This is a genomic window from Flexivirga sp. B27 (assembly GCF_052905685.1).
This window is the reverse complement of the sequence record NZ_JBPYUM010000002.1, coordinates 207875-228747: the sequence shown is the minus strand read 5'-3', so window position 1 is coordinate 228747 and position 20873 is coordinate 207875. Positions and strand designations below refer to the sequence as shown.

Annotated in this window: 21 protein-coding genes; 9 read left to right on the top strand and 12 right to left on the bottom strand. The window is 69.2% G+C overall.

Going from position 1 to position 20873, the window contains the following annotated elements; genetic code table 11:
• Window positions 1-25 precede the first annotated feature (25 nt).
• The 6 genes from ACSZL9_RS09915 to ACSZL9_RS09890 are packed head-to-tail and all read right to left on the bottom strand — an operon-like array spanning window position 26 to window position 6521.
• Window positions 26-1012 (bottom strand): sensor histidine kinase, encoded by a 987-nt coding sequence (locus ACSZL9_RS09915; RefSeq protein ID WP_446665328.1) that lies wholly within the window; start codon window positions 1010-1012, stop codon window positions 26-28.
• 6 nt (window positions 1013-1018) lie between these two features.
• Window positions 1019-1696 (bottom strand): response regulator transcription factor, encoded by a 678-nt coding sequence (locus tag ACSZL9_RS09910; RefSeq protein WP_446665327.1) that lies wholly within the window; start codon window positions 1694-1696, stop codon window positions 1019-1021.
• Window positions 1693-3498 (bottom strand): biotin--[acetyl-CoA-carboxylase] ligase, encoded by a 1806-nt coding sequence (locus tag ACSZL9_RS09905; protein WP_446665326.1) that lies wholly within the window; start codon window positions 3496-3498, stop codon window positions 1693-1695. The genes ACSZL9_RS09910 and ACSZL9_RS09905 overlap by 4 nt, the downstream gene beginning before the upstream one ends.
• Window positions 3499-3536: 38 nt before the next feature.
• Entirely contained in the window at window positions 3537-5108 is a 1572-nt protein-coding gene (locus ACSZL9_RS09900; RefSeq protein ID WP_446665325.1) for an FtsX-like permease family protein, read from the bottom strand.
• Window positions 5086-5793, bottom strand: a complete 708-nt coding sequence (locus ACSZL9_RS09895) for a hypothetical protein (RefSeq protein WP_446665324.1) — start codon at window positions 5791-5793, stop codon at window positions 5086-5088. The genes ACSZL9_RS09900 and ACSZL9_RS09895 overlap by 23 nt, the downstream gene beginning before the upstream one ends.
• A complete protein-coding gene (locus tag ACSZL9_RS09890) occupies window positions 5793-6521 on the bottom strand; it encodes an ABC transporter ATP-binding protein (RefSeq protein WP_446665790.1) in 729 nt (242 codons plus the stop codon). The genes ACSZL9_RS09895 and ACSZL9_RS09890 overlap by 1 nt, the downstream gene beginning before the upstream one ends.
• Window positions 6522-6905: 384 nt before the next feature.
• On the opposite strand from ACSZL9_RS09890, the gene ACSZL9_RS09885 reads away from it, so the two are divergent.
• Complete coding sequence (locus ACSZL9_RS09885; RefSeq protein ID WP_446665323.1) at window positions 6906-7523, top strand: TMEM165/GDT1 family protein; 618 nt, start codon at window positions 6906-6908, stop codon at window positions 7521-7523.
• A gap of 2 nt (window positions 7524-7525) precedes the next feature.
• Here the strand turns inward: ACSZL9_RS09885 and ACSZL9_RS09880 are convergent, their stop codons facing one another.
• Entirely contained in the window at window positions 7526-8356 is an 831-nt protein-coding gene (locus ACSZL9_RS09880; protein WP_446665322.1) for a phosphotransferase family protein, read from the bottom strand.
• Between the two features lie 41 nt (window positions 8357-8397).
• Here ACSZL9_RS09880 and ACSZL9_RS09875 point away from each other — a divergent pair, with 41 nt between their 5' ends.
• Window positions 8398-9213, top strand: coding sequence for a hypothetical protein (locus ACSZL9_RS09875; protein WP_446665321.1), 816 nt, complete (start codon window positions 8398-8400; stop codon window positions 9211-9213).
• A 212-nt stretch (window positions 9214-9425) separates the two neighbouring features.
• Window positions 9426-9968, top strand: a complete 543-nt coding sequence (locus ACSZL9_RS09870) for an AAA family ATPase (RefSeq protein WP_446665320.1) — start codon at window positions 9426-9428, stop codon at window positions 9966-9968.
• 28 nt (window positions 9969-9996) lie between these two features.
• Here ACSZL9_RS09870 and ACSZL9_RS09865 read toward each other — a convergent pair whose 3' ends face one another.
• Window positions 9997-10914, bottom strand: a complete 918-nt coding sequence (locus tag ACSZL9_RS09865) for a LysR family transcriptional regulator (protein ID WP_446665319.1) — start codon at window positions 10912-10914, stop codon at window positions 9997-9999.
• 79 nt (window positions 10915-10993) lie between these two features.
• Here ACSZL9_RS09865 and ACSZL9_RS09860 point away from each other — a divergent pair, with 79 nt between their 5' ends.
• Entirely contained in the window at window positions 10994-11746 is a 753-nt protein-coding gene (locus ACSZL9_RS09860) for a sulfite exporter TauE/SafE family protein (RefSeq protein ID WP_446665318.1), read from the top strand.
• Between the two features lie 130 nt (window positions 11747-11876).
• Here the strand turns inward: ACSZL9_RS09860 and ACSZL9_RS09855 are convergent, their stop codons facing one another.
• Complete coding sequence (locus tag ACSZL9_RS09855) at window positions 11877-12572, bottom strand: HNH endonuclease family protein (protein WP_446665317.1); 696 nt, start codon at window positions 12570-12572, stop codon at window positions 11877-11879.
• Window positions 12573-12720: 148 nt separating this feature from the next.
• On the bottom strand, window positions 12721-13434 hold the full coding sequence (locus ACSZL9_RS09850; protein ID WP_446665316.1) for an MOSC domain-containing protein: 714 nt from the start codon (window positions 13432-13434) through the stop codon (window positions 12721-12723).
• Window positions 13435-13463: 29 nt separating this feature from the next.
• Between ACSZL9_RS09850 and ACSZL9_RS09845 the strand changes: the two genes are divergently transcribed.
• Together ACSZL9_RS09845 and ACSZL9_RS09840 are read left to right on the top strand one after the other, a co-directional pair.
• The gene (locus ACSZL9_RS09845; RefSeq protein WP_446665315.1) at window positions 13464-15152 is read left to right on the top strand and encodes a DUF885 domain-containing protein; all 1689 of its coding nucleotides are present in this window, start codon (window positions 13464-13466) and stop codon (window positions 15150-15152) included.
• A gap of 27 nt (window positions 15153-15179) precedes the next feature.
• Window positions 15180-17066, top strand: a complete 1887-nt coding sequence (locus ACSZL9_RS09840) for a cation:proton antiporter domain-containing protein (RefSeq protein ID WP_446665314.1) — start codon at window positions 15180-15182, stop codon at window positions 17064-17066.
• A 13-nt stretch (window positions 17067-17079) separates the two neighbouring features.
• On the opposite strand, the gene ACSZL9_RS09835 is transcribed toward ACSZL9_RS09840, so the two are convergent.
• Both ACSZL9_RS09835 and ACSZL9_RS09830 read right to left on the bottom strand, forming a co-directional pair.
• The gene (locus ACSZL9_RS09835; protein ID WP_446665313.1) at window positions 17080-17727 is read right to left on the bottom strand and encodes a response regulator transcription factor; all 648 of its coding nucleotides are present in this window, start codon (window positions 17725-17727) and stop codon (window positions 17080-17082) included.
• The gene (locus ACSZL9_RS09830; protein ID WP_446665312.1) at window positions 17720-18859 is read right to left on the bottom strand and encodes a sensor histidine kinase; all 1140 of its coding nucleotides are present in this window, start codon (window positions 18857-18859) and stop codon (window positions 17720-17722) included. Before ACSZL9_RS09830 ends, ACSZL9_RS09835 begins: the two co-directional genes overlap by 8 nt.
• 139 nt (window positions 18860-18998) lie before the next feature.
• Between ACSZL9_RS09830 and ACSZL9_RS09825 the strand changes: the two genes are divergently transcribed.
• From ACSZL9_RS09825 to ACSZL9_RS09815, 3 genes are read left to right on the top strand one after another with little or no spacing between them, the layout of a single operon-like run.
• Window positions 18999-19562 carry a hypothetical protein gene (locus ACSZL9_RS09825; RefSeq protein ID WP_446665311.1) on the top strand — a complete coding sequence of 188 codons (564 nt, stop codon included), beginning with the start codon at window positions 18999-19001 and terminating at the stop codon, window positions 19560-19562.
• Window positions 19559-20200: a hypothetical protein gene (locus ACSZL9_RS09820; protein WP_446665310.1), complete on the top strand. Its 642-nt coding sequence runs from the start codon at window positions 19559-19561 to the stop codon at window positions 20198-20200. Before ACSZL9_RS09825 ends, ACSZL9_RS09820 begins: the two co-directional genes overlap by 4 nt.
• An 11-nt stretch (window positions 20201-20211) precedes the next feature.
• Entirely contained in the window at window positions 20212-20841 is a 630-nt protein-coding gene (locus ACSZL9_RS09815) for a Maf family protein (protein ID WP_446665309.1), read from the top strand.
• Window positions 20842-20873 lie beyond the last annotated feature (32 nt).

Sequence of the window (20873 nt, the reverse complement as noted above, 5' to 3'; positions counted from 1 at the left end):
GCCCCGGCGGCATACGCCCGACCGCTCAGCCCCGGCGCCGTTGCAGCGCCGATGGCGCCGCCTCCCCCTCGGACAGGAACAACGCGAAGACCGCCGGCTGCGCGCTGCGCAACTCCAGCCGGCCGCCGTTGGCACCCGCCAGGTCGCGCGCGAGCGCCAGCCCGAGGCCGGTGCCGCCGGTGCTCACCCGGCGCTTGAAGATGTGCGGTGCGATCGCCGCGTCGACGCCCTTGCCCTGATCGCTGACCTCGACCACCACCGACGGTCCGTTGCGTCGGGCCATCACCTCGACGGTGCCGGTGCCGTGCTGCAGCGTGTTCTCCAGCAGGGTCGCCAGGATCTGCGACAGGCCGCTGCGACTCGCTACGACCTGCAGACCGCGCTCGCCACTGACCTTCACGCTGCGCCGGGCGTCGGCGAAGGCCGGCTGCCACTCGCGCTGCAGCTCGGCGATGACCGAGTCGAGCGAGATCGTGGGCAATGGACCGGACGGCGACTCCCGGGCCCGCTGCAGCAGCTTGTCGACGACGGTCGTCAGCCGCTCGACCTGCGCGATGCCCACGGTGGCTTCCTCGTGGATCTGGTCGATGTCGTCACTGATCGAGATCTCGTCCAGCCGCATCAGCAACGCCGTCAGCGGGGTGCGCAGCTGATGGCTGGCGTCGGAAGCGAACTCGCGCTCCGCGGCGAGGGTCGCGGTCAGCTCAGCCGCGCGGCCCTCGAAAACCTGTGAGATCCGGTCGATCTCGTCGATGCCGCTGCGCAGCGGCTCGAAGATCACCGGGCCGTCCTCGGCACGCTCTGCGCGCCGGGTGAGCTCCTCCACCGGGCCGGCCGTGTCCTCGGCCTCCTGCCGGGTCACCCACCAGATGTATGCCGCGCCGAGGGCGGCGGCAAGGAGCAGCACCGCGCGATGCCACCACGCAGGCACCAGCACCAGCGCGGGAAGGAGCACGAGCAGCACCGCGGGTGCGGCGATGCGGGGCCCGGCCCGCAGCAGTCTGGCGCGCAAGACCCGTCAGCTTCCGCCGACCGGCTCGAATCGGAAGCCGACTCCCCGCACCGTGGTGATGAATCGGGGCTGTGTCGCGTCGTCGCCCAGCTTGCGGCGCAACACCGACACGTGCATGTCGAGTGTCTTGGTGGAGCCGAGCCACGCGGTCTCCCAGATCTCGTGCATCAGCTGCTCACGCGAAACGACCTTGCCCTGCTCCCGCACCAGCACGCGCAGCAACTCGAACTCCTTTGCCGTCAGCTGCAGCTCGTTGTCGCCGACGAAGGCGCGTCGGGCCTCGGCGTCCAGCCGCACCAGCGGGGCGGCTTCCTCTTCCTCCGGCGGGGTGCGGCGCAGCAGTGCTCGGGCGCGCGCCAACAGCTCGGCCAGCCGGAACGGCTTGGTGACGTAGTCGTCGGCGCCGGCGTCCAGGCCGACGACCGTGTCGACCTCGTCGGCGCGCGCGGTCAGGATGAGAACCGGGACCGAGCTGCCGGAGTTGCGCAGTCGGCGGCATACCTCCAAACCGTCGATCGACGGGAGACCGAGATCGAGGATGACCAAGTCCGGACCGCTCTGCGCACCGTCCAGGGCCGCCAGCCCGTCCTCGCGGACATCAACGGCATAACCCTCCCGCCGCAGAGCGCGAGCGAGGGGCTCGGAGATTGCAGGATCGTCCTCGGCCAGTAAGACACGGGTCATGGTGGCGATAGTAGTTCTCCCGGACGCCTGGATAGGACCCACGAGGTGATTTGTCCGATTCCGGGAAGATTTATTGCTTCGCGGGCGACGGCTCGCACTTGCGGGGAGTCGGCCAGTGCGGCGGCCACGTCGCTGTCCGCGAGGACCGTGCCGGGGTCGGCGGCGCTCGAGAGCCGACTGGCCCGGTTGACGGTGTTGCCGTAGACGTCCCCGAGACGCGCGAGCACGCGGCCGGTCGCGACGCCGACCCGCATCCGCGGGATCAGGTCGTCCGCGGCGGCCTGGTCGATCAGATCGAACGCGATCGCGGCTGCTCCCTCGACCGTGGTGTGGGAGAAGAGCACCTCGTCACCGACCGTCTTGACGACCGCGCCGCCGTGCAGTGCGACGACATCGGACGCCAGCGACTCGAAGCGTTGCACCAGCACCGCGAGCTCGCGCTCGCCGAGTTGCCGGGTCAGTTGGGTGAAGTTGACCAGGTCGGCGAAACCGATGGTCCGGATCACGCCGATGTGCGACTCCGGCTCGGAGTCGGCGATCATCCTGGAGATCGCGACCGCGAGGTTGCGGCGCCATACGTAACTGATCAGCGGGGTGAGGTTCTCGGCGACGTCGACCGCGCGCTCCGCAGCAGCGCGGGCGACCCGGCTGTCCACCCCGATGCCGTCGTCGCCGGTCACCATGTCGGTGATCACCTGCAGGGACCACATCGCCAGCCGGTCGGTCGAACGCCCGACCGCTCGGGCCAGCCCCAGCACCGTGGTCTCGTCCAACGAACCGTCGCGTACCGTCTGCGCGGCCCTGCGGACCGCCTCCAGGTCCGCTTCGGTGAAGACCACGTCTTCTTCGCGGGCACTGGCGAATCCGAGGGCGCGCCACAACCTGCTGGTGTCCTCGGAGGTGACGCCGGCAGCCTTTGCGATGTCCGCGCGCCGCAGAGTGCGGGGCGCGCCGAGCAGGCGTTCCTCGAGCGCGTCGACGAAGGCCGCGCGATCGTGCGGGTCCGGCTCCGGCAGCAGGTCGCCCTCCCCCGGCCGAATGTGTATGACGTCCCCGACCGCGTGCGGAACCGCGCCCTCGGGGGTGTCGAGCACCAGCCGTCCCATGTTGTCGATGTCCAGTGCGGTGCCGGTGACGGGGTCGTCACCGGAGCGCTCGACCCGCACCTGCTGACCCACCGTGACGCAGGCGGCGCGGTAGGCGGCATCCTCCGTCTGCCCGTCCCACTCCTGCTGGACCACCACCAGCTGCTCCAGCACCGCGACGATGAGGTCCTCGCAGCGTACGTCGTAGCCGGCCAGGTGCAGGGATGTTGCGGTGTTGACCGGCAGCTGGTCGGCGGTCTGGTGCACGTTGATGCCGACGCCGACGACCACGACCGGGTCGGGTCCGCCGGTGGCCTGGCACAGGATGCCGGCCAGCTTCGCCCACGGGGCGCGGGCGTCGGGGCGTGCGAGCACGTCGTTGGGCCACTTCAGCCCGATCGACGCGCCGGTCAGGTCTCGTATGGCGCGTCGCACGGCGACGCCGACCAGCAGCGGCACCCAGCCCCAGCGGGTCGCGTCACGCGGCAGCGGCAACGTCGCGGACAACGCGATCGACGTGCCTGCGGGGGCGACCCAGGTGCGGTCCAGCCGTCCGCGCCCGGCGACCTGGTTGTCGGTGACCAGGGCCCGCCACGGCTGCGGGTTGCGCATCAGCTCGTCATTGGTGGAGGCCACTTCGGGGCTGACGTCGACGTCCTGCCAGGGCGTGGCATCCAGCCGATCGTTGATCTCCGACCGATCGAGGAAGTGGCTCACGTCACCCAGGCTAGTCGTCGTACTGCTGGCGGCCGTGCTCACCGTGCCGCCACCTCCGTCGCGGCGTTGCGACGCAGCAGCACACCGGCGGGCAGGAAGGTCGCGCCGGCGCCGATAGCGGTGGCCCCGGCGAGGATGAGCGCGAGCGTGCCGGGACCGACGGCAGGGGTCGAGCCGCCCGTCATACCGATGCTGAAGGCGGTCAGTGTCGCCCAGGCGGCGCCCACGCCGATGGCAGCCGCGATGGCCAGGAGTAGCGCGAGTTCCCAGCGCAGCAGGCCACGCACCTGTCGCACGGTCGCGCCGACGAGTCGGATCAGGGAGAACTCGCGCGATCGGTCCATCGTCGCCATGGCGAGCGTGTTGATCGCGGCGATCGCGCTGAAACCGACGATCAGCGCCAGGAACACCGAGCTCACGCCGGCCGTGCCCCGGCTCTGCGGGTCGGCCGCTCGTAGGTGCCCGCCGCTGCCGGTGACATGCAGTCCGGGGAAGCCGGTCAGCCGGTGTGCCAACCCGGTGGGAGTGACGTTGCCGCGCACGAGCACCTCGGCGGCGAGCGGGTCGTCGACGTGGCTGCGGAGCGTGGTCCACGGCAGCAGCGTGTCGCCGAAGCCGAGGCCGCGGTCGTACACCGCGACCAGCCGGTATGACGCAACGGTCCCGTCCCCCAGGGTGACTCGCACGGCCGAGCCGATCGACCGGCCCTGCGCCGCGCGGGTGCTCATCGCGATCGTGCCGGCGTGCAACGCGGACAGCGATCCGCGCACCACGCCCGGGTCCAGCACCTGGGTCAGCCCCTCCCCGCCCACCCCGTGCGTCGACCGCTTGTCCTGGCCGACCCACACCGTCGAGCGCACGACGGGCACCGCGGCGGTGACGCCGTGGGTGTTGCGGATCCGGTCAACGGCACGGTCCGGGACGCCCGGTCCGTCCGAGCGCACGACCCGGTCCGCGTGCAGCCCCTCCGTCGCCTGCGCATGCGCGGCACTCGACAGCGTCAGCGGCACGAAGACGATCGTCGCCGCCATACCGATGAGCAGCGCGAGGGGCGACACTGCTGCGGCCACCCGGCGACTACGCAGCTTCGCGTTCTGCGCCGCCAGGAATCCGCCGACCGGCGAGATGCGCCATACGACGGCGAGCAGGGTGGTCGCGACCCGCACGAGCAGCGGCCCGAGCAGCGTCGCGGCGATCAACCAGAGCAGCGCGGACAGGTAGGTGACCGGCATCGCCGCCGGTTCGGAGTGCAGGCCGGTGAGCACGCTGGTGATGACGACGGCGCCGACCGTGGCAAGCAGCCCGGCAACCACGCGCACGGTCCCGACGCCGCGCCGCTCGATCGTCGACTCCCCCAGGGCATCCGCCGGACTGATCCGCCCGATCCGGCGAGCCGAGATCCGGGCGGCCACCACACCGGCGACACAGGTGACGAGGGCCGCAGCAGCGAGCGGGAACGGGCTGCGGGTCAGCTGCACCGTGTCGGACACCGCACCGACCGACACGAACCGGTGCAGGATCGCCTCGCTCGCCGGGATGCCCGCAAGTGCACCCGGCACGCCGCCGAGGATGCCGACGACGAGCGCCTCACGTCCGATGAGCCGGCGCACCTGCCGGGGTGTCGCGCCGATGGCGCGCAGCAGCGCAAGCGAGGCGGGTCGCCTCGTGCTCGGAGAGGAAGACTGCGGACTGCTCCGTGACGGGATGCTGCGGTGTGGCGATGCCGGACACGACATACGCGGTGGGATCGACGGTCGACTGCACGGTGACGCGGGAACCCACGTGCAGGTGCGCCCGTGCGGCGAGACCGCGGTCGACCACCACCTGGCGGTCGGTTGTCGGGGCGCTTCCCGCACTCAGTCGGTATGGCGTCAGGCGCGCCGACTGCCAGTTCAGCCCGATGGTCCGGCCGTTCGTCCCAGGCACGAATCCACCTGTGGGAGACACGATTTCGGCGACAACCCGGCGTTCGGGGACGACATGTGCGCCCGGGACCGCCCGGAGGCGGGAGCCGACCGCCGAGGGCAGCCAGGCGCGTTCCGCGAGCGGCTTGGACTTGGTCTTCTTCTTGATCTTGCCGTGCTTGTGCTTGATCTTCGTCCAGTGGATCTGCTGGTCGGCGGTGACGACGGTCGGGGTCCCGGCATACCGCTGCGGTGGGATGGAACCATGGATGCCGGTCTCGAGGAGGCCGCCGCACGCGCTGACCATCGCGGCGGCGCAGAAGAGTGCCAGGAACGCTCCGAGCACCGAGGTCTTCCGCCTGCGGAGTGAGGCGAGCGTCAGCCGCAACATCAGGCCCACGTCCCGAGGTGCGCCATCCGCTCGGCGATGCGGCCGGCGGGCAGCGTGCCGGTGATCTCGGCGATGCGGCCGTCGGCGAGGAAGACCACCGCGTCGGCATACGAGGCGGCGACCGGGTCGTGCGTGACCATCACGGTGGTCTGCCCGGTGTCGTCGACGGTGCGGCGTAGCAGCGACAGGATCTCCTGCGCGCGGACGGTGTCCAGCGCACCGGTCGGCTCGTCGGCGAAGACGACCTCGGGGCCGGTGATGAGCGCGCGGGCGATGGCTACGCGTTGTTGTTGGCCGCCGGACAGCTGTGCCGGCAGGTGGCCGGCCCGGTCCGACAGTCCGACGCGCGCCAGGCTGTGCGCCAACCGCGCCTTGTCGGTGCGGCGGTGCGCGAGGCGGAGCGGGAGGGTGACGTTCTGTCGAACGGTCAATGACGGCAGCAGATTGAAGTCCTGGAAGACGAAACCGATGCGCTGCCGGCGGACCAGGGTGAGTTCGGTCTCGGAGAGCGCCGACAGCTCGGTGCGCCGCGAGCCGAGGCTGACTCGGCCGCTCGTCGGACGGTCGAGGCCGGCCGCGCAATGCAGGAAGGTGCTCTTGCCCGATCCGGACGGGCCCATGACCGCGGTGAAGGTGCCGGCCGGGATCGTGACGCTGACGTCGTCGAGTGCGGTCACTGCTGCGGTCCCCCGCCCGTAGCGTTTGGTGACGGAGTCCAGGCGCACCATCGCGCCGTCATACTGCAGCGCCTCGGGCCGGTGTTGTCGCTTCTTGCGCATACTCCGACGCTAGGTATGACGCGCCTCCGACGCAGTGGGCCTGGACCCACTCTCCGCCGTCGAGCGGGTGGGGTTATCCCTACCCCGTTCTCTGCTCGTCGATGCCACGTCGCCGATGTGCATCTCCTGCGTCGGCCCGTTACCCTGATGTGCGAACGGGAGTAGTCCCTCGACCGGATGTCGACATACTGGCGGCCCGCCGCCCGGTGTCCGGGGTCACCTCGCAGTGACCGGACGAGACGTTCGAACCATGACAGCAACCCGCTGCCGGTTCGACGTGCTCGTCCTTTTCTTTTGCCTGCACGGCGTTCCGGCCCGAAGCCAAGGACTATCGTGCTCGACCTCGGAATCATCCTCACCGTCTTCGTGCTCGCCTTCGTGGCCGAGCTGCCGGACAAGAGCGCCGTCGCCGGACTGGTGCTCGGCACCCGCTTCCCGTGGCCGTGGGTCTTCACCGGCGTGGCCGCGGCGTTCCTGACCCACGTGGTGATCGCCGTCAGTGCCGGCCAACTGATTTCACTGTTGCCCGGGCGATTGGTCGAGGGTGTGGTCGCAGTCCTCTTCCTGCTCGGTGCCTGGCTGATCTGGCGGGAGGGCGCGCACTACGACGACGTCGAGGCCGAGGGCGAGGCGGAGAGCGCCGACGCTGTGTCGGGTCGCTTCGACGGCGCCGGGTTCTTCAAGGTCGCCTCGCTCGGGTATGGCGTCATCTTCGTCGCTGAATGGGGCGACCTGACCCAGATCCTGACCGCCAATCTCGCTGCCAAGTATGACGATCCGCTGTCGGTCGGTATCGGCGTCACGCTCGGTCTGTGGGCCGTGGCGCTGATCGCCATACTCGGTGGCAAGACGCTGCTGAAGTTCCTGCCGATCGTCTGGATCACCCGTGTCGCCGCGGTCGTGATGGTGGTGCTCGGTGTGCTGAGCGCAGTGACGGCGATCCGCGGCTGACGTCAGGAGAGCAGCGTCGCGGTCCATGCGTCGAGCCGCTCGCGCAGGACCCTCGAGGTGATGTCGCTCCTGCCGATGCCGTGGTAGTTCCCGTCCCACGACTCGACGTGCGGGTCGGCGTGCTCGGCAGCGAGGATGTCCCATGCGCGTATGTCGGAAACTTGTCGACCGCAACGCCTTTCGTAGCTGTGCAGGAAGTCTTCCGCGGCGGCCGGCGAGCCGAGGAGCACCAGGTCCTGACGGCACCAGGCGACGTCCACACCACGCGGTGCCCAGCGGGCGCCGCTCCAGTCGACGACGCCGACCAGCTGATCAGCGTCCCAGAGCGCGTTGCCGCACCAGAAGTCGAAGTGGGTCAGGACGCGCTCGGTCAGGTCGACCCGGTGCCACGCCTCCTGTGCCGCGGCGGACAGCCGGCCAGGGCGGACCGCCGGTTGTTGCGGCTCGGGCCGCAGGCCGGTGCCGTCGAGCCGGTGGGTCCGGGCCAACACGTCGGCCAGCTGGCCGGCCATCGCCTCCGGTGCGAGGTCGAGGGCCGGGTGCCGTCCGGCGAGTGCCGAGGTCACGATCACCGGCTGACCGGCCTCTTCGCCGTGCGCCAGCAGATGCGGAGCCATCGCGCCGAGCGGACCGAGCCGTTCGAGGACGCCGATCTCGTGCGTGACGGCCAGGGACGCGTGCGGGAACGCACGCACGACATACGAATCCGTGTCGTCGGTGACCAGCACAGTCACGGCGTGCTGTCCCCCGGTGAGCGTCCGTTGCAGCCGTAGCGGGCGCGACAGAAGACGTGATCCGGCGCCGGCAACGTCCACGGGGCTGAGCGAGTCCATCCGGCAACCTTGACATGCCGCCCTCGCGCGATGATGTGGGCATGCCTGCCGACGGAGAACGCACCGACCTGAACCTGCGCGCGACCGTGACCGGCATCGGCGAGATCTTCGCGGTGTTCGACGCACGCACCCAGGACTCGGGGCACATCTCCTACGGCGTACGCGACGCGGACGGGAAGCGGTGGTTCGTCAAGACGCCCGGCGAGGACGAGGTGACCGCCGGCGGCGCCGACCGTGCGGCACGCTCTCGCGCACTCGAGTTGTCCGCGGAGGTGTGCACTGCTGTGACGCATCCGGCGCTCATCCCCATCGATCGGATCATTCGGACCCCGGAGGGCGTCGTCACCGTCTCCCCGTGGTTCGACGGCGAGTTGGTGCGCGCACCAGCCCAGCTGCGGGACGACCCCGCGCAGGCATTCAATCGCTTGAAGTCGCTGCCGGCCGAGGAAATCGTGGCGGCACTCGACGCGGTCATCGACCTGCACGTGCGGCTCGACGCGGCCGGCTGGGTCGCCGGTGACCTGTATGACGGCTGCCTGATGTACGACTTCCCCACTCGCACCATGAAGGTGATGGATTTCGAGTGCTACCACCGTGGTTCGTTCGTCAACCGGGTCGGTCGGCTGCCCGGCTCCACCCGGTTCATGGCGCCCGAGGAGTCGACGCTGGGTGCGGTGATCGACGCGCGAACGACGGTCTTCACGCTCGGCCGGATGATCCAGATCTTCCTGCTCGAGCGACACCCCGACCACTCGGCTCGCGAGATCGCCGCAGCCGCAACGCAATCCGAACCGGCGAAGCGGCCCTCGTCACTGGCTCACTTCCAACACGCGTGGCGGCGTGCCTGCCCGTCATAGCCCGTCAGAACGGTGGTGGTGGCTCGGGGAACTCGACACGGATGCCGTCCGGCCATCGACGTATGTCGCACCGACCGCTCACACGCCACAGGCCCGCGTGCGGAATCGCAGGAGTCGCCTCCAGCAGCGACATCTGGTGCGTCGGTGTCGGTGTCGGTGTCGGTGAGTAGGCGTAGGTCGTCGAGGTCGGTGAACACGTTGGGTGTCACGTCGTGACCGCGCGTTCCCACTACGGTCGACATGTGGGTGAGTGGAACTTTCTCGTCGAAGGCGTCTCGGGCGCGGGCAAGACGACGGTATGCCGGGAGTTGTGCCGTCGTGGTTGTCACGCGGTGAACGGCGACACCGAGCTTGCCTACCAAGGTGATCCGAGGACCGGCGAACCCACAGACATCCCCTCGCACTGGCACCATCTCTGGCGGGTCGAGCAGGTCAGGGCGCTGGCGGCCGATCGGTCCGAGCACTACACGTTCTTCTGTGGCGGCTCTCGCAACCGGTCGAACTTCATCGAGTTGTTCGACGCGGTGTTCGTTCTGGACCTCGATCTGGACACGCTGAATGCACGGCTCGACCGGCGTCCGGACGAATTCGGCAGCAAGCCCGACGAACGCGCGCTCGTCATCCGGCTGCACAGGAGTCAGGAGGATCGACCCGATCCGAGCATCGCTATCGATGCCACCGCCTCCGTGGCGGAGGTCGTCGACGTGATCGTTCGCCACGCGAAACGGATTGCCCGTGAAGGAGATTCGCGCTAGACGACTTCCGGCCCGCGTGGCGGAGCGGTCATGCTCCCCAGGAGCCGGCGACGAGGTGATCGCACAGCGCTCGCGCGGTCGGTGAGAGTTCGGCCTCGGCGACGAAGCACACCAGCAAAGTGCGTTCGGCCCAGGGCTCGTCGAGCGCCGTCGCGACCAGAGACCCGTCGTCGAGCCAGTCCTTCACGGCATGTCGCGGCAGGACGGTGATCCCGATGCCGGCTGCGACCGCTCGGCATACCGCGTCGATGCTGTGCAACCGCACCCGATAGGCGAAGCGTGAACCCAGCGGCAGCGTGTGGTCCTCGAGGTGCTCGGCGAGGGCGTTGCCGTGGCTCAGGCCGACGAACGGTCGCTCGACGACCTCGACGATGGACACCGTGCGTCTGCGTGCCAGTGGGCCACTCGGTGCGCTGAGGACCACGAGCTGGTCGTCGCGCAGCCGGCGCGTCTGCAGCGCCCCCAGGTCCGCACTGTCGGACACGATGCCCAAGTCAGCGCGGCGCTCAGCGACCTCCACGACGGCGCGCCGGCTGGGTCGCTGCTCGAGGTCGATCCGGACAGCCGGCCGGTCCGCCAGGAACGAGGTCACCGCGGCCGTGACCAGGCTCGCGGTGCTCGCCGTGTTTGCGAGCAGCCGGACCGTCGCACCCTGTGCCTCGGCGTATGCCGCCAGCTCGAGGTTCAGCTGCTCCATGCCCTGGTTGATCGACCGCGCGTGCTGTAACAGCAGTCGCCCTGCTCCGGTCAGCGTGACGCCGCGGCGGCCACGGTCGAAGAGCGGCACACCCAACGCGGTCTCCATCCCGCGCACCCGAGCACTGGCGGAGGCCAGCGCGAAGTGTGACCGCTCCGCTCCCCTGGTGATGCTCCCGGACTCGGCGATGCTGATGAAGAGCGTCAGGTCCGCCGGGTCGAAGCGCAGCGGAGAGCCGGTTGTCGCCATACAGCCTTCGTATCAGCCGAAGGCACACTTCGGCAATGCCGCATTGTGCTCATCCTGCGAGCACGGCACGCTCGATGCCGTGGGATTCTGGGAGTCACTATTGCTGCTGCTGACAGCGGGTTTCGCAGCTGGTGCAATGAACGCAGCCGGTGGCGGCGGATCGTTCGTCACGCTGCCGGCGATGATCAGCACCGGTGTGCCTCCTGTTATCGCGAACTCTTCCAGCAGCGTCGCCCTCTTTCCCGGCAGCCTCGCCGCCGCTGTTGCCGGTCGACGCGACCTCGCACCGGTCGCCGGGAGATCGCTGCGCACGCTCGTCGTAGTCACCGCGACCGGTGGCCTTTGCGGCGGAGTCCTGCTGATCAGCACACCGGGCGGTGTCTTCGACGCGGTGATCCCCTGGCTGCTCCTCTTCGCCACCGTCACGTTCGCCATCGGCCGGCCCGTCGGGGCCGCCCTACGCCGCCGGGTCACCCTGCCCGCACCCACGATCGTGGTCGGTCAGTTCGTCCTCGGCATGTACGGCGGCTACCTCGGCGGCGCGGTCGGGATCCTGATGATGGCGATGTGGAGTCTGCTCGGCGAGGCAGACGTGCATCACAGCAACGCCGCCAAGAACCTGATGGTCGGTGCCGCCCGTGCCGTGGCGGTGCTGGTCTTCGTCGCCACCGCGAGCGTCGCCTGGAGCGCCACCGTGCCCGTGCTGCTGGCTGGGATCGCCGGTGGCTGGGCCGGCGCCCGCGGTGCGCACCACGTGCCTGCGCCGGTGCTGCGCGCCGGGATCGTGACCGTGATGTTGGTGATCACCGTGGCGTTCTTCGTCAATCAGTGACCTCGACAAGCTCGGCCATCTCGAAGGCTCGGCCATCTCGAAGGCCCGGCCACCTCGACACGCTCGGTGACCTCGACACGCTCGGTGACCTCGACAGGCTCGGCCACCTCGGAGGACAATCTCGCCGGCGTCAGCAGGTCTCCAGCATGCTGTTCAGCGCAGTCTTCTCGGTGCTGGTCACCCACAAGCCGTACTTGTCCTTGATCAGCACCCACCGGGTTGCATAGAGGCAGTAGGCGTCCGTGTTCGGCGGCTTCCACTCCGACGGATCGTCGTCGCTCTTCGACTGGTTCAACGAGTCGTCCGACGACACCAGCACCAGTGGATCGTTCGCATACTGCGTGCGCTTCTCGGTGTCCCAGGCCGCAGCACCCGTGACATAGGCAGCTGCCAGCGGCACGACGTGATCGATGTCGATGTCGGACGCCTCGTCATACTTCTTGGCGCCATACGGATCGACCCACGTGCCTTGCAGACTGGTGCAACTCGAGGACATCGTGACGTCCTCACCATCGCGGTACAACGCCGCGTTGCGCGCATTGCAGGAGTTGTTCGGCTCCTCCGGCCAGCCCCACGTGGACGCGTCCCGCCAGTGCGGGAAGAGGTCGCGGTCGTAGCCGTCCATCGAGCCCTTGGCCTTGACCGTCAGGGTCGGCAGGTCTGCCTTCGCGTCCTCCGGTGTCCCGGTCATCCCCAGTTTGAGCTGGGCTGCGGCGACCGTGCTCGACACCTCCCCCACTTCGGATGCCTGAGCGGGGGCGGTGGTCGCGACCACACCGAATGCGAAGGAACCAGCTGAAACGACAGCAACGAGGCGGTATTTCATGGTTTTCGACGCTACGCCCGGCAAGTTCACGCGCGGGTGAAGTGCGGGTCAGACGTCGGTCAAGAGTTGGTGTCGTCAGAGAGTGTCGTCGCGGGGGTCTCGATACGCCTCCCCCGGCTACTCGACCACCTTGGCTGCGCTCCCCCTGCTACTCGACCAACTCGTCGACGGTTTCCCCCAGCCGGGCAGCGACCCGCTGGCGCTCTCGCTCACTCAGCACGCCGGCATCAAGCGCCGTGTGCATCGCCTCGACGTCGCCGTAGTGCGCCCTGAACGCCGTCGGCACGGTCACGCCGTGATCGGGAGCGGCACCGACGTGCACAGCATCCCCGGGGTGTATGACGCCAGGCGTCACCACCTCCAGGTAGGCGCCGGACAGGCCGTGCTCGACATACTTCTTCAACCAGCCCTGCTCGGCCATGTGCGTCCGGAAGGTGCCACAGGGGATCCGCGGCCCGGTGACGGCCAGCACCGCAGTGCCGACGGTCCACTGCGTGCCGATCACGCTGTTGTCGACATCGATGCCGGTGGTCGTGAGGTTCTCCCCGAACATACCGTTGTCGAGGGTCCGTCCGAGTCGCTCGCTCCACCAGTCCAACTGCTCACGGGCGACGGCATACACCGCCTGACGGTCGCCCCCGTGGTGCGCCCGGTCCCCGATGAAATCGTCCACGACACCGCTGCCGATGCCGTCCGCGACCTTCGGCCCGGGATCGCGCACCGCGATCTGCGGCACGGCGCGCTTATGGATGCCCGTCATGCCGTGGTTGGCCGGATTGGGTTGTGCCCGACCGGTGTTCGTCGACAGCACGAGTCCGGTGCCCGTTTCGCCGCTGCCCACCCAGCTCTCGTCGCAAACCACGACGCCATTGTCGGCCGCACACAAACGCGATGCAATGCGGTCTCACCGCGACTAGCGTGCACGATGTGACAGACGATCTCGCACGCAAACCCACCCCCGTCGACGCGATCGCGGAGGACTTCCACGACAAGTCCCTCCGGCTCTCCCCCATGCTGGGCACCTATATCGGCTCCGGCGAGCGACAGGACGAGCTCGACGACTTCTCCCCTGCCGGCCTCGCCGCCGCCAACGCCCTGACCCGCGAGACGCTCGCCGCGCTCGAGCAGGCGACCCCCGAGGACGACGTCGACAAGGTGACGATCGACGCGATGCGCGAGCGCCTCGGCCTCGACGCCGAGATGTACGACGCGCACCTGCAGCACGGCGCGCTGAACGTCATCGCCTCGCCGTTGCAGGACATTCGCGACGTCTTCGACCTGATGCCGACCGACACGCCCGACCAGATCGACACGATCGGACGGCGTATGACGGCCGTGCCGACCGCCCTGGACCAGTGGTTCGAGTCGCTGCACACCGCCACGGAGCACGGCGTCGTCAGCGCACGCCGCCAGGTCGAGGCCTGCATCAAGCAGACGGAGGACCACACAGCCGCCGACGGCTACTTCGCCGAGCTGAAGTCCCAGCACCCGCAGATCGCCGACGCGGTCGACACCGCAGCGGCCGCCTATGCCAAGGCCGGCGAGCGCCTGCGCGCACAGATCCTGCCGCTGGCGCCCGAGGCCGACGGATGCGGCCGGGACGCCTACGGCCTGCACTCACGCTATTTCCTGGGCTCAGCGGTCGACCTGGAGGAGACCTACGCCTGGGGCCAGCAGGAGCTCGCCCGCATCACCGAGCAGATGCAGCAGATCGCCGAGCAGATCAAGCCGGGCGCCACGGTCAAGGAGGCGATGGCCGCACTGGACACCGACCCCGACTACACGCTGCACGGCACCGACGAGCTGCAGCGCTGGATGCAGGGCAAGGCGGACGAGGCGGTCGCTAACCTCGGCGCCAGTCATTTCGACATACCCGAGCCGGCGCGCACCATCGAATGCTGCATCGCCCCAACGCAATCCGGCGGCATCTACTACACCCCGCCGAGCGAGGACTTCTCCCGTCCGGGCCGCATGTGGTGGTCGGTGCCCAAGGGTGAGGACACCTTCAGCACCTGGCGTGAGCTGACCACCGTCTACCACGAAGGTGTGCCGGGGCATCACCTGCAGAACGGCCAGACGATCTTCCGGTCCGGGCTGTTGAACACCTGGCGCCGCCTGGACGTCTGGTGCTCCGGGCACGGCGAGGGGTGGGCGCTGTATGCCGAACGCCTGATGGACGACCTGGGCTACCTGCAGGACCCGGGCAACAAGCTCGGCATGCTCGACGGGCAGTCGCTGCGTGCTGCCCGCGTCGTGGTCGACCTCGGCGTGCACTGCGGCTTCGAAGCTCCGGCCGAGGTCGGCGGCGGTGCCTGGACCTACGACAAGGCCTGGAAGTTCCTCAATGCCCACTGCGACATGGGCGAAGGCTTCCTGCGGTTCGAGCTGGACCGCTACCTCGGCTGGCCCGGCCAGGCCCCGTCATACAAGGTCGGCGAGCGGATCTGGCTGCAGCTGCGCGACGAGATGCGCGAGCGGGAAGGCGACGCCTTCGATCTCAAGGCGTTCCACCGTCGGGCGCTCGACATCGGCTCGGTCGGCCTCGACACGCTGCGCGGCGCGGTGTTGGGCACGCTGTAAGGGCCACGCACCTGGAAAGATGACAGGGTGCATATCGCGCTGCCGCTCTTCCTGCTGACCGCCGCGGTCGTCGCCATCGCTGCACTCGCTCGCCGGGTGGGGCTGTCCGCGCCGCTGTTGCTGGTCGCGGTCGGTGCGGTGACGTCGTTCCTGCCGTTCATGCCCTACCCGTTCGAGGTGGACCCCGAGATCATCCTGCTCGGGTTCCTCCCGCCGCTGCTGTTCGCCGCGGCGTCCAACACCTCGCTGATCGACCTCAGCCGCGAGCGTCGGCAGATCCTGCAGATGTCGGTGCTGCTGGTGTTGTTCACCGCGTTCGGTGTCGCGCTGGTGGCGTGGCGGCTGCTCGACGTGCCGTTCGCGGCGGCCGTCGCCCTCGGTGCCGTTGTCGCGCCGCCGGACGCGGTCGCTGCGACGGCGGTCGCGCGGCGCATCGGGCTGCCCCGCCGCGTGGTGTCGGTGCTCGAGGGTGAGTCACTCTTCAACGACGCGACAGCACTGGTCACGGTCAACACCGCGAAGGGACTCATCGCCGGAGGCGCAGGCGCGACAACGGTTTTCACCGCCGGTCGAGACTTTTTCTGGGCGTCCGCCGGCGGCGTCGCCATCGGCTTCGTCGCCTACCTGCTGGTGTCGTGGGTATGGCGACACGTCACCGACACCGTCACAGTGGTCGCGCTGAGTTTCCTCAGCCCGTGGATCGCCTACCTGCCGGCCGAGGAGGCACACGCCTCCGGCGTGATCGCGGCCGTCGTGTGCGGTGTGGCCACCAGCCACGAGGCGCCGCGGATCCAGACCGCCCAGTCGAGGGTCTCCGAGCAGCTGAACTGGGCGTCGATGACCTTCCTGCTGGAGAACATGGTCTTCCTGCTGATCGGCCTGCAGACCCGGACCATCGTCGATGGTGTGCGCAACTCCGGCAGTGGACTCGGCCGCACCGTCGGCATCGCACTGCTCGTGCTCGTGACGGTCATGGTGCTGCGACCGATCTGGTTGCTCGGCTCGGAGGCCATCAGTCGTCGCATGGGGTGGTCGAGCACGGCGATGACAGGGCGCGAGGTCGCCATCGCCTCCTGGGCCGGGATGCGCGGCGTGGTCACCCTGGCTGCAGCGTCACTGCTGCCGGCGGACACCCCCGAACGCGCCGCGATGATCTTCATCGCGCTCTTCGTGACCGTGGGAACCCTTGTGCTGCAAGGATTCACGCTCGGTTATGTCTCCCGTCGACTCGACCTGCACGGCCCCGATCCGCGCGAGGACGCCCTGCAGACCGCACAACTCACCCAGGCGGCGGTCAACGCCGGCAACCGCCGGCTGGAAGAAGAGCTCGACGACAGCGAGTTCGAAGTGCCCGAGCAGGTCATCACCGTCCTGCAGCACCAGGGAGCGCGCCGGGCGAACCTCGCCTGGGAGCGTCTCGGGCACAGTGACGAGGGCACCGAAACGCCTTCGGACGCCTACCGTCGCCTCCGCTCGGCAATGCTGGATGCCGAGCGCACGAAGGTGCTCAAGCTGCGCGACAAGGGCGTCATGGATCACGAGGTGTTGCAGGCCGTGATGGGCTCCCTGGACCTGGAGGAGTCCATGATCGCCCGCGTTCAGGACTACGACCGCAGCCTGACCGAGCGCATGCTGCTCACCCCCGAGCAACGCCAGTTCGGGTGCGAGCACCTGGCGGACGCGCCCTTCGCCACCGACCCGCTCACACCGGACGGCTGCGAGGAGTGCTTGCAGGACGGCAGCGTCTGGGTGCACCTGCGCCTGTGTCTCGCCTGCGGGCACGTCGGGTGCTGCGACTCCTCGGTCGGCAAGCACGCCAGCAAGCACCACGAGGAGACCGGCCACCCGGTGATGCGGTCCTTCGAGCCCGGCGAAGGCTGGCGCTGGTGCTTCGTGGACGACGTCCTCGGCTGAGCCTCCGCCGCACTCACATCTCCACGAATCCGCTTTCGTACGCGATGATCACGGCCTGCACCCGGTCGCGGGCGCCGAGCTTGGCGCGCAGATTGCGCACGTGCGTCTTGACTGTCTCGATGCTCAGATAGAGCTCCGAGGCGATCTCGGCGTTGGAGCTCCCGCTCGCGATCAGCCGCAGGATCTCCTGCTCCCGCTCGCTGAGCCGCTCCTGCAGGGCGGTGCCGTCCGGCCGGCGCCCGCGAGCTGCCACCAGCCCGCGCACCGCCTCCGGGAAGAGCAGCGAGTCACTGCGCTGCACCGTGCGTATGGCGGACACGAAGTCCTCCGCGCGGGCCCGTTTCAGCAGGAACCCGCGTGCCCCGGCCCGGAGGGCGTCATACACGTAGTCGTCGTTCTCGAAGGTCGTCACGACCAGCACCGCCGGACCGCCGCCGTCCAGTTGCGTCAGCAGCCGGGTCGCCCGAATCCCGTCGACTCCGGGCATCCGCACGTCCATCAGCACCACGTCCGGTCGCAACCGGCGCACCAGCGGCACCGCCTCCGAGCCGTCGCCGCACTGGCCGACGACCGTCAGGTCGGGCTCGCTGTCGACGATCGCGGCGAGTCCGCTGCGCACCAGCGGCTCGTCGTCGACGAGGACGACCCTGATCTCATCCATGCCTCTCCCCTGTCGCCAACGGCAGCTGCACCGACAGCTGCCACGTCCCGTCGTGCCGACCTGCTCTCATGCTGCCGCCGAGCGCCGTCGCGCGCTCCTCGATGCCGCGCAAACCTCGACCCTGCCGACCGTGAGCGCGGCCGGTGGTCGGGTTGCTGACGACGACCCGCAACTCGTGCCCCTCCGCCCGTATGTCGAGTGCGGCGGTCCGCGGATCGGCATAGCGCATCGCGTTGGTGAGTCCTTCCTGCACGATCCGGTATGCCTCCACACTGACCACCTCCGGACGCACCGCCGCCAGGTCACACACGTCGGCGCGCACCTCGAGTCCCGCCGCGCGTGTTGCCACGAGCAGCGCATCGACCGCGGTGAGGTCCGGCGCAGGTGCCGTCGTCACGACGCGGTCCTCGCGCAGCAGGCCGAGCGCGTGATCCAGGTCCGCGGTCGCCGACCTGGCAGCCTCCTCGATCGCGGTCAGCGCGGATGCCGCGAAGGCGGGATCACGGTCGATGACCTTGCTTGCCGCGGCTGCCTGGACCGTCACCAGCGACAGAGCGTGACCGACGCTGTCATGGATCTCCCGGGCGAGCCGATTGCGTTCGACCGCCCGGTGCACGTCCTGCTCGAGCAGCTCGATGCGCTCGGCCTGCGAGGGGCCGAGCAGCGCCGGGGCAAGCGCGGCGAGTCCTCGCCCCAGGACCGGCAGCGCACCGACCGCGACGAGAAGGACCACGGGTGTCCAAAGCGGGCTCGACGCATAGAACGCGAGCAGGACGAGCAGGACCGGAACGAGTCCGGCGAGCAGGTGCAGCGCGAACCACGCGAGCGTGCGCGACCGCTGCGGCCGGCCGACCGCCGGACCCGGCGTGCCGCTCGAAAAGTGCACTCCCAACAGCGATTCCGCCGCCGCAGCCTCCACGGAGCGCACGCCAGGAACCACACCGATCCCGACGATGGGGACCACGACGAGCACGACGGCGAGCACGACGGCGAACCACCCGGGCAGGGCATCGGACTCCAGCAGCAGCACGACGAGAGTCACGTCCAGCAAGGCGAGCGACAGCACCAACCCGGATCCGAGCAGCACGAAGACCGCTCGCAACCACACCGAGGTGTCCAGGATCCGCCGCATGCTGTCGATCCTTGCAGAAACGCAGCGCTGAGATATCCCTCCGCAGTGGTAGCTGGTTACCCCTTCCGCGCGAAGCGACGGCCCGGCCGGGACACCGAGAGTGGAGCCGTCATCCCATCACCGAGGAGCCGGAAATCCAATGACCGCAACACCTTTCATGTCCCGTCTGCACGGCCCAACTGCCGCCAACGTGCCACGGTGGGCGATCGGTGCGGCATACGCCATCCATCTCGCGGTGCTGCCGTCGTGCATCTGGCGGATCCTCGGGTTCACCTTCAACGTGCCGCTCGCCGAGCGCAGTCCGGGCGGGGGAAGTCTCCCCGACAGTTGGGGTCCCCTCTACGTCATCGTGCTGAGTCTGGTGACCGAGGCTTTCGCGTTCCTGGCCTTCGGGCTCGTATGCCGCTGGGGCGAGGTCTTCCCCGGGTGGATCCCGGGACTTCGCGGCCGGCGGGTGCCGATCAGCGCCGCGGTCGTCCCCGCGGCCATCGGCACGCTGATCCTGCTCATCTACGGCGTTGCGTTGTGCATCCACATCGTCACCGGCGGCCTCGGCACCGAGACCGACGGGAACGGCACTCAGATGTATGTCCATGCGTGGCAGACCGTCCTGGCAGGAGTCGCCTACTTCCCCCTAGTCGCCTGGGGGCCGCTGCTCGGCCTGCTGACCGTCCGCTACTACCGGCGCCGGAGCCTCGCATGAGCACCCGCACGCTTCCGGACCGCCTGCACGGCCCCACCGCAGCGAACGTGCCACAGTGGGCAATCGTCTCGGCATACCTCGTCCACCTCGCGGTGCTGCCGTCGTGCATCTGGCGCATCGCGGGGATGGTCTTCGACGTGCCGGTTCTCGAAGCCGAGACCGAGGGCCGGCACACCGGTCAGGGGCCTCAACTGATCCCCGACAGTTGGACGACGGTCTACGTCATCGGGTTGAGCGTGATCAGTGAGGGTTTGGCGTTCCTGGCATTCGGGCTCGTATGCCGCTGGGGTGAGGTGTTCCCGCGCTGGGTCCCGCGGCTGCGCGGCCGGCGGGTGCCGATCATGGGTGCCGTCATACCTGCGGCCATCGGGTCGACCCTGCTGTTGGTCTTCCCCTACGCCATGTTCATGGACCTCGTCCTGGGCCGCACCGTGGGCGGCGCGAGCAACGACACGACGGGCATGGTCACGCACGGTTGGCAGACCGTTGCGTTCGCGGTGTCCTACCTCCCGTTGGTCGCCTGGGGACCGCTGCTGGGTGCGCTGACCGTCCACTACTACCGGCGCCGCAGGCCCCAAACACAAGCACCGACAACCGAATCCGACGGCAACACCCCATTTGTCGCGGCGAAGAATTAGGCTTGCGGATCGTGACTGTCGACCTCGTGCTCGCCTCTGCTTCCCCCGCCCGCCTCGCGACCCTGCGGTCCGCCGGTGTCGAGCCGGAGGTGATCGTCTCCGAGGTCGACGAGCCGGCGGTCATCAACGACGCCGAGGCGGGGCTGGGCGCGACGCTCGCCGCCGACGATGTCGCGCTGCTGCTCGCCCGGGCGAAGTGCGAGGCGGTCGCTTCGGCGACCGACGCCGACGCACTCGTGCTGGGTTGCGACTCGGTGCTGGAGTTCGAGGACTCCACGTTGGGCAAGCCGGCCGACGCGGCAGATGCGATCGCCCGCTGGCAGCGGATGCGTGGCCGCTCCGGCACCTTGCACACCGGGCACTGGCTGGTCGACGGCCGTGAGGAGTCCACCGGCGCGACCTTCGGGGTCGTCGCCTCCACCGTGGTCCACTTCGCCGACGTGACCGACGAGGAGATCGAGGCGTATGTCGCCACGGGCGAGCCACTGCACGTCGCCGGTGCGTTCACGATCGACGGCTTGGGTGGACCGTTCGTCCGGCGCATCGAGGGCGACCACCACAACGTGGTCGGCCTCAGCCTGCCGGTGCTGCGCGAGATGCTCGCCGAGGTCGATGTGCGGTTCGACCAACTGCGCGACTGACACCGTCCGGCCCGGCCGGTTCTTGACCAATC